Consider the following 6,800-nt stretch of genomic DNA (forward strand, 5'->3'; position numbering starts at 1 on the left):
TCCAAAAAAAGCCTGATTAAATTGCGTATTAATTCCATTGAAGAACCCCTGGAGCTAAACAACCTTTCCAATGACTTCTACTCATCTTGTCTGACATTTCACCTGCTACTTCTAAATTAAATTTAATTATATCTTCTAGTTTTTGATACAGAGTCCCTTGTCTAGTTCCCAATGCGAATATCATATAATAAATACCTTCCGCTAAAATAAAACTAGGTATAGTAATTCTTCTAAGAGAATCATCTGTATCATAGGGATATTGTGAAAACTCATCTGTACTATGTATCAGCCAATCACCTTGGCTATTACGAATAACTACAGTTACAACAATATCTTTAACTTCCTTATTGTCAAATTCACAAGAGATGTGGACTGGCAAGTCCATTTGAAAATGGTCATCTTTTATACCTTCTTGAAAAACTTTGATTTCTTTAATGTAAGGATTGTGGTTTTCTTGGCTAGCTAGATAATGATGCGAGATAAATTTATTTCTAGTAGTGTTATATTCTTCGATGGCTCCATTAATAGCACCGAAATAAATCAAATTACCAGTATTTAAAACAAGACCTTGGTTACATAAAGTCTTAATTGCTCCAATATTATGACTCACAAATAAAACTGTTCGCCCTTCTTTCTCCGCGACATCTTCCATCTTGCCTAAACACTTCTTTTGAAATGCTGCATCTCCAACTGCCAATACTTCATCGACAATCAAAATCTCTGGCTCTAAATGCGCTGCTACTGCAAACGCTAAGCGTACATACATTCCTGAAGAATAACGCTTAACTGGAGTATCTAAAAACTTTTCTACTTCAGCAAAGGCAACTATTTCGTCAAATTTTTTCTTGATCTCAGATCTATCCATTCCCAAAATTGCGCCGTTGAGATAAATATTTTCTCGACCTGTTAATTCTGGATGGAAACCTGTACCGACTTCTAGGAGACTGGCGACTCTGCCTTTGATGGAGATTCTGCCTGAAGTTGGTTCGGTGATGCGGCTGAGGATTTTGAGGAGGGTGGATTTACCTGCGCCGTTACGTCCGATGATGCCAACGCGATCGCCTTGCTTAATTTCAAAAGACATATCCTTGATCGCCCAAAACTCTTCGCTGTGATCGCAAAGCAAACCTTTGCGATCGCTTGTAAAGCCTTGCCAAAGAGACTTTGCCCCATTAGAGATCACATCGCGGAAAGACGTATGGTGTTCTTGCTTTTGGTGACCAATTATGTACTTTTTACTTAAATTTTCGACTCTAATTACTACATCAGACATTTTTGAGTCCTTAAATCGTATCGCCAAAGATTACTAATAATATCATCGTTCTGAAAATTATGTAGATAGTTATCTCCTGCTTTAGATCTATAGGTGTTTTTGTCAGATCATTTATGGAATTGGCGTAGTTAAGCAAGATGCGGTGCTTTGCACCGCATCTTGCTTTTGTGATTTAAAGCAAAATCTCTTTGTAAAGTTTGATATAACGCTCTGCTTGCAATTCTAAAGAATATTCAGCAAGGGCGATCGCACGGCAATTAGCGCTCATGGTTTTCCATAATTGCTCATCTTCTAGTAACGTTACAATACCATTACAAAAATCCTTGGCATCTTCAGTCTTTGCTAAATACCCCGTGACCATCGGTCTTACTAAGTCTGGAACACCGCCAATGTGAAAGGATACCATTGGCGTTCCACAAGCCATACTTTCTTGTAATACTAGAGGTAAGTTATCAGCACGGGTAGGGCAAACAAACAAGTCAGCCGCAGAATAAGCAATAGACTTTAGGCGATCGCTACTAATATATCCCAAGTTAATAGTTGGTATTCCCAATTCAGCAGTAATCGCTTCACTACCATTACCAAAGGTCAGAAGTAGTATTTCTGCTTTAAGAGATTGCGGTAATTGCTGCAAAGCATTTAATAATAAATCTCCACCTTTGTATTTATCTTTAAGATTTTCTGCTCCAAATAAAAGCACTTTTTTATTTGGAGGAATATCTAAAATAGGTTTGCATAAATGTCGATCTAATGGTTGATAAGCATTTGTATCGATACCATTGGGAATGTGGTGGATAGGAAAGCGACTGAGCATACTTGCTTTAGCTTGCTCGGTTAGCCAATGGCTGAGCGTGATGATCGTCAGATTTGATTTACTGTAAATCCAGTTTTTGAGTTTCCACTCAATGCGAGTACTATCACGATAAATGGCAGGATAGGTATCAGGATAAGGACATTTACCACAGCCGATTTTCCAGCGATCGCAGTCATGGCTATGGGCACAATGCCCAGTAAAGCTCCACATATCATGGAGCGTAAAAATTGCAGGTTTTGGTTTGGTTAATTTGGGAATAGCTAAATAGTTAAAGTAGCCTGTATGTAAGTTATGAAAATTGAGGATATCAGCATCTTGATAAAATTTGTGATTGGGAATATCAAAACTACTAAAAAGGTTAATGTCGTTAAGTCCAGAATATCTCGTAATCCGATTAAGTTGGTTTTCAAAACGAGTTTTACGTGGAATAGTCGCGACGCGATCTCTATCAGTCTTCACATGTCCCACCAGCATCTTAGAATCAATCCCTTGTTCTAATAACCCTTGATGTAGCCGATATCCTGCGATCGCTGCACCACCAGAAACATCAGATTGATTGATATGAAGTACTTTCATTCTATTGACATGACTTACTACAACAAATATATATAGTGTGAACCTAAGTACGGGATAAAAAACTTAAAATGCTTCCCCATCAAGGCTTTTAGGTAAAAATGAGCTTCTCTTTAGTAATTAAGGAGCTGATTATTATAACGAACACTAGACTTAATCAACTATTAGGACTAAATTTTTTGCGTACTGAAGAATAAAGACCAATTGGATCAATAAATAGGCGGATAATTCTTCGTTTAGTTTTTGAAAGATGAGAATGCAGTTTACCAGAAAAAGTATTAGCTTCTCTCAAGGCTTCGCCTCCAAAATTATTATTAAAAGTATATTCATCGGCAAGGTGATCGCGGGCAATAAAAGATGGGTGATGAATTTGACCAATATCTCCAACAGGTAAATTAGCAAATTTTGACTCTTTAGTTATATTAGTACCATCACTACGGCATCCAAGATTCGAGACAAGGTTAACATTCGGAAGAGTTGTTAAGCCATGATTTTGCCAGCATGTAAAAGTCCAAGTGTAATCCCAATTAGGATATTTTGATTCACAGATTAAATTGTATAAATTCTCAAAAATTTCTCTCCAGTATTGAATTTCTAATTCACTATCTAAAATACCTTTTAAATAATTACCATCACTAAATTTTAACCAATTGGAATATTTACGATCATATTTCTGCCAACATCTGCGCCAAGTAGCCCAGCCCCAGCAGTGGTTGTAATTTGAGAAATAATAACTACCATCTCCTCTCCATTGACCATCTTGGAAGTTATCACCACTTATGCACCAAATCCTATTGTCATCACGATAATAAGAAAGTAGCTCTTGACAATAATTAAAAAATGAAGGATGGGGAAGACAATCATCCTCTAAAATTATCGCTTCTGGCACTTGCTCAAATACCCAATCTATTCCGCTACTGACTCGTTTTCTAGATCCAAGATTAACTTCAGAATAATTACAAAATACCTCACAATCCCAGTCAACTCGCTCTATGACAGAGCGAGATTGCTGACAAAGGATTAATTCAGCTTCATTACGTGCGCCATCAGCGATCACAAATAGTTGTTTAGGTTGTGCTTGTTGAATTGCCTCAAATACTATTTGTGTCAAATCTGGACGATTAAAGATAATAAAAACTACTGGAGTATTTAAGCTAGCCATAATAACAAAAAAATTTAGGTTACGCTCCAAGAAGCACGGGTTAACACTTTACAATGAGATGGCAAGCCGATACTGCCCGTCCCGAAGAAATCGCCACCATCAACCACTAATGCCGCAACGTTTTTAATAGAATCTAGAATCTCTACTTCAGCATGTGAAAGAAAAAGCTGAATACTATATACTCCTGTAGCTATATTGAGATCTTTGATCTCACATTCGATTCTGCAAATTGTTTTATGCAAACTGAAATTTTGATTGGTGAAATTTGATCTAACCAGAAAGAAAATATCACCTTTAGAGTCAAGTATATCTATACTGCATACTACATTATCTAGCTTCTCAATTGAGTTGTTTTTTTCAACTTCCACAACAAAGGTATAGTCTTCACCAGACCTTAATATCTCTTGTCTTTTACCCACGTGGTTAGTTATAAAAAAATCAATGATTTTCACCTTGCCCGTCCCCTTCCGATCTTTTCTATCTTTTAGGTTTAATGATTTAATCTGATTCTTACTTTCATCTAAATATTTTTCAATAACTTGCTCTGTACATCCTTGAAGTTGGATTTTCCCTAATTGTAAATAAATCCCCATAGAGCATAAGTTTTGGACGGTTGATAAATTATGACTCACAAATAAAACTGTTCGTCCTTCTTTCTCTGCGACATCTTCCATCTTGCCTAAACACTTCTTTTGAAACTGAACATCTCCTACTGCTAACACTTCATCGACAATCAAAATCTCTGGTTCTAGATGCGCTGCTACCGCAAAAGCTAAGCGAACATACATCCCTGAAGAATATCGCTTAACTGGTGTATCTAAAAACTTTTCTACTTCCGCAAAAGCAACTATTTCGTCAAATTTTTTCTTGATTTCAGATCTATCCATTCCCAAAATTGCGCCGTTGAGATAAATATTCTCGCGCCCTGTTAGTTCGGGATGAAAGCCTGTACCAACCTCTAAAAGACTTGCCACTCGACCTTTGATAGAGATTTTGCCTGAAGTTGGTTCGGTGATGCGGCTGAGGATTTTGAGGAGGGTGGATTTGCCTGCGCCGTTGCGTCCGATGATGCCAACGCGATCGCCTTGCTTAATTTCAAATGACACATCCTTGAGTGCCCAAAACTCTTCATTGCGATCGTCAAGGTTTACTTTGCGATCGCTAGTCAATCCTTGCCACAAAGACTTTGCCCCATTTGTGATCACATCACGGAAAGAGGTATGGCCTTCTTGCTTTTGGTGACCAATAATGTACTTTTTACTTAAATTTTCGACCCGAATTACGACATCAGACATTTTTAAGTCCTTAAATGTTATCGGTAAGAGGTACTAATAATATCATCGGTCAGAAATTATTCTGATGGGCTAGATTTGACAAGTTTTAAGATGGAGGTTCTGAGATTATGGATAGCTTGGGTATTTTCTGCTTCAGATGTATATGTATCGTCGTCAGATGCTTCATATGATTCTTGAATTTCTGCCTTTTGTGTGAGGCGATCGCATAGATCGTCAAGATGCGATGCTAAAGTGACTGGTACATGGGGGGCAACCGAGTCTAGGTTAGGATGACTGGGTAAGTCATCACATGGACAGCAGACAGGAACCCTTGGCCCCATATCGATGGACGGTACAAGCAAATTACAACGGGCGCAAGCGATAATCTCCCATTTATTGTTGAGTAAGTCGCTAATAGTTTGGTCAGTACCGCTTAAATATGCTTGATGGGCTTTAGTGGTACTAATTTCATCCCAAAGTTTATTGAATGAAGGTGAATATTTTTCCCCTTGTAAAATCTTGTAAACGTGAACTTGCTCGCCTTGGGCTGATAGGCTGACGGCTTTGCCCATCTGCATCCATTGTGCGACATAATTTTTGACTAAGGTTCGTGATGCCATGAGTTTAGAACCTTTGATGAATGATTAAAAAGATTTTATTTCACAGAGCATAAATGCACCTGCCATAATTAATATAGTCTGAGAGCTTCATTGATAGTCTGAATAAATCTTATAATTTGTCATTTATTTTGCTCATAGGTCTTTAGAATATGCTCGACACTTTTTCAAATCCTACAACACAGTCCTTGTCTCCAAGCGTCGAGCCATCGGTACAAATCCGTAATTTAAATTTCCACTACGGTGAAGGAGATCTATTTAAGCAGGTTTTATTTGATATCAATCTAGAAATCTACCCTGGCCAGATTGTGATCCTTACTGGCCCATCTGGCTCAGGTAAGACCACACTCCTCACCTTAATCGGTGCTTTACGGACAATCCAAGATGGCAGCCTCCAAGTTTTAGGGCAGGAACTTAGAGGGTTAAATCCTAAAAAGCTAGTGCAAGTTCGCAAAAATATTGGTTTTATTTTTCAAGCGCATAATCTTTTTTATTCTTTGACTGCAAGACAAAATGTGATGATGTCCACGGATTTATTTGTCCATAAAGGCGGTAATGCGATCGCGACTAATAAGTCTGCTGAAATTTTGACTCAGCTTGGACTCGGTGAGAGGATTGACTATAAGCCCCATGCCCTTTCGGGGGGACAAAAACAACGGGTAGCGATCGCAAGGGCTTTGGTCAATCGTCCAAATTTAATCCTTGCGGATGAGCCGACGGCAGCACTAGATAAAAAATCTGGGCGTGATGTGGTGACTCTGATGCAAAAAATGGCAAAGGAAGAAAACATCACTATTTTGATGGTGACCCATGACAATCGTATTCTTGATGTTGCCGATCGCATTATTAACTTGGTGGACGGCAATTTAGAATCTGACAATGTGATGAATGATTTTCTGGCGAATCGCGATGCTTCAGGTGTTGATTCGCGTACATTTATGTTGTAGATCAGGATAGGCGGCGCGAAGCGCCGCCTATCCTGAGAACCAAGAACTGTAATGCCCGCTGTGCGGGCGTTACAGTTCTTGGTTCTCGGGTTTAATTAGGGCTTGCTGAAAAAGTCTACAGAGCGAATTTAAAGGCAATA

General features: G+C 38.5%; 6 protein-coding genes. 1 reads left to right on the forward strand and 5 read right to left on the reverse strand.

Going from position 1 to position 6,800, the window contains the following annotated elements; genetic code table 11:
- Window positions 1-28: 28 nt before the first annotated feature.
- From APA_RS25385 to APA_RS25005, 5 genes are all read right to left on the reverse strand, one after another.
- Complete coding sequence (locus tag APA_RS25385; RefSeq protein WP_236580077.1) at window positions 29-1,273, reverse strand: ABC transporter ATP-binding protein; 1,245 nt, start codon at window positions 1,271-1,273, stop codon at window positions 29-31.
- Window positions 1,274-1,445: 172 nt separating this feature from the next.
- Complete coding sequence (locus tag APA_RS24990) at window positions 1,446-2,663, reverse strand: glycosyltransferase family 4 protein (protein ID WP_201324912.1); 1,218 nt, start codon at window positions 2,661-2,663, stop codon at window positions 1,446-1,448.
- Window positions 2,664-2,817: 154 nt separating this feature from the next.
- Window positions 2,818-3,822: a glycosyltransferase family 2 protein gene (locus tag APA_RS24995; RefSeq protein WP_201324913.1), complete on the reverse strand. Its 1,005-nt coding sequence runs from the start codon at window positions 3,820-3,822 to the stop codon at window positions 2,818-2,820.
- A 14-nt stretch (window positions 3,823-3,836) separates the two neighbouring features.
- Window positions 3,837-5,117, reverse strand: coding sequence for an ABC transporter ATP-binding protein (locus APA_RS25000; protein ID WP_201324914.1), 1,281 nt, complete (start codon window positions 5,115-5,117; stop codon window positions 3,837-3,839).
- Between the two features lie 56 nt (window positions 5,118-5,173).
- On the reverse strand, window positions 5,174-5,716 hold the full coding sequence (locus APA_RS25005) for a hypothetical protein (RefSeq protein WP_201324915.1): 543 nt from the start codon (window positions 5,714-5,716) through the stop codon (window positions 5,174-5,176).
- A 149-nt stretch (window positions 5,717-5,865) separates the two neighbouring features.
- Here APA_RS25005 and APA_RS25010 point away from each other — a divergent pair, with 149 nt between their 5' ends.
- A complete protein-coding gene (locus tag APA_RS25010) occupies window positions 5,866-6,660 on the forward strand; it encodes a DevA family ABC transporter ATP-binding protein (RefSeq protein WP_201324916.1) in 795 nt (264 codons plus the stop codon).
- Window positions 6,661-6,800: the final 140 nt, after the last annotated feature.

Source organism: Pseudanabaena sp. lw0831 (assembly GCF_016584665.1).
Lineage (GTDB): Bacteria > Cyanobacteriota > Cyanobacteriia > Pseudanabaenales > Pseudanabaenaceae > Pseudanabaena.

Excerpts from the sequence above, each read along its gene's own strand:
- APA_RS25005 (WP_201324915.1), bottom strand. The coding sequence starts at position 5,716 with ATGGCATCACGAACCTTAGTCAAAAATTATGTCGCACAATGGATGCAG.
- APA_RS24995 (WP_201324913.1), bottom strand. The coding sequence starts at position 3,822 with ATGGCTAGCTTAAATACTCCAGTAGTTTTTATTATCTTTAATCGTCCA.
- APA_RS25010 (WP_201324916.1), top strand. The coding sequence starts at position 5,866 with ATGCTCGACACTTTTTCAAATCCTACAACACAGTCCTTGTCTCCAAGC.
- APA_RS25000 (WP_201324914.1), bottom strand. The coding sequence starts at position 5,117 with ATGTCTGATGTCGTAATTCGGGTCGAAAATTTAAGTAAAAAGTACATT.
- APA_RS24990 (WP_201324912.1), bottom strand. The coding sequence starts at position 2,663 with ATGAAAGTACTTCATATCAATCAATCTGATGTTTCTGGTGGTGCAGCG.
- APA_RS25385 (WP_236580077.1), bottom strand. The coding sequence starts at position 1,273 with ATGTCTGATGTAGTAATTAGAGTCGAAAATTTAAGTAAAAAGTACATA.